1 protein-coding gene and 1 rRNA gene are annotated in these 1,625 nt (G+C 50.1%); both read left to right on the forward strand.

Annotation, left to right across the window (positions count from 1 at the left end; genetic code table 11):
* Nucleotides 1-322: hypothetical protein (locus HMPREF3113_RS18880; RefSeq protein ID WP_217628714.1), on the forward strand; the 322-nt coding region annotated here is incomplete at its 5' end.
* Nucleotides 308-1,625: ribosomal RNA gene (locus tag HMPREF3113_RS13075) — 23S ribosomal RNA — on the forward strand; the annotation flags it as partial. The genes HMPREF3113_RS18880 and HMPREF3113_RS13075, both read left to right, overlap by 15 nt.

Genomic DNA, 1,625 nt, shown 5'->3' on the forward strand with positions numbered 1-1,625 from the left:
TTTGCAAGCAGGGGGTCGTCGGTTCGATCCCGTCTGGCTCCACCATCACTTTGTTTGGTGTAGAGTAGGACGGACAGTCAATCATCGGGGAAAGAACCGAGTTTGCGGACTTTTTAGTCTGCGTGTTCTGTATGAAATAGTGAAGAGAAGATGTAATCGGATCGACCTTTGGTCGATGTCGCAAGAGCTTGCTCAAGCCTTGCATTATGATTGGACGCTAACCGCGCCACCGATTGTATCTCGAGAAGCTGGTCTTTCTGCTGATATGATCGAAACTGATGTTTTGATGGATATTGGCAATGAGAGTGATCAAGTGTCTTAAGGGCATTTGGTGGATGCCTTGGCATGCACAGGCGATGAAGGACGTGATACGCTGCGATAAGCGTCGGGGAGGTGCGAATACCCTTTGATCCGACGATTTCCGAATGGGGCAACCCACCTTAGATAGCTAGAAAATCTGAATTGTTGGCGCTTTTGCAAGAACAATTCAACTTTCTAGTTATCGTAATAAGGTATCTACACCTGAATACATAGGGTGTTAGAAGCGAACCTGGGGAACTGAAACATCTAAGTACCCAGAGGAAAGGACATCAAACGAGACTCCGCTAGTAGTGGCGAGCGAACGCGGACCAGGCCAGTGGCTTAATTGAGTAAAGTGGAACAACTTGGAAAAGTTGGCTAGAGTGGGTGATAGCCCCGTACACGCAACACGATATTAAGTCCTTGAGTAGGGCGGGACACGTGAAATCCTGTCTGAACATGGGTCGACCACGATCCAAGCCTAAGTACTCGTGCATGACCGATAGCGAACCAGTACCGTGAGGGAAAGGTGAAAAGCACCCCGACGAGGGGAGTGAAATAGTACCTGAAACCGAATGCCTACAAACAGTTGGAGCCCAAGGTTCGTCCTGGGTGACAGCGTACCTTTTGTATAATGGGTCAGCGACTTAGTCTGACGAGCAAGCTTAAGCCGGTAGGTGTAGGCGCAGCGAAAGCGAGTCTGAACAGGGCGTTCAGTTCGTCGGATTAGACCCGAAACCAAGTGATCTAGCCATGAGCAGGTTGAAGGTACGGTAACACGTACTGGAGGACCGAACCCATATCTGTTGCAATAGATCGGGATGACTTGTGGCTAGGGGTGAAAGGCCAATCAAACTTGGAGATAGCTGGTTCTCCGCGAAATCTATTTAGGTAGAGCGTCCAGCGAATACCCCCGGGGGTAGAGCACTGAATGGGCTATGGGGACTCACCGTCTTACTGATCCTAATCAAACTCCGAATACCGGGGAGTACTACTGGGCAGACACACGGCGGGTGCTAACGTCCGTCGTGAAGAGGGCAACAACCCTGACCACCATCTAAGGTCCCTAAGTTATGGCTAAGTGGGAAAGGATGTGAGGATCCCAAAACAACCAGGATGTTGGCTTAGAAGCAGCCATCATTTAAAGAAAGCGTAACAGCTCACTGGTCTAAATAAGGGTCTTTGCGCCGAAAATGTACCGGGGCTAAAGCCATACACCGAAGCTGTGGATGCACGTATGTGCGTGGTAGCGGAGCGTTCCGTAAGCCTGTGAAGGGACAGTCGTGAGACATCCTGGAGGTATCGGAAGTGAGAATGCTGACATG

Source organism: Stenotrophomonas sp. HMSC10F06 (genome assembly GCF_001807865.1).
Classification (GTDB): Bacteria; Pseudomonadota; Gammaproteobacteria; order Xanthomonadales; family Xanthomonadaceae; genus Stenotrophomonas; species Stenotrophomonas bentonitica_A.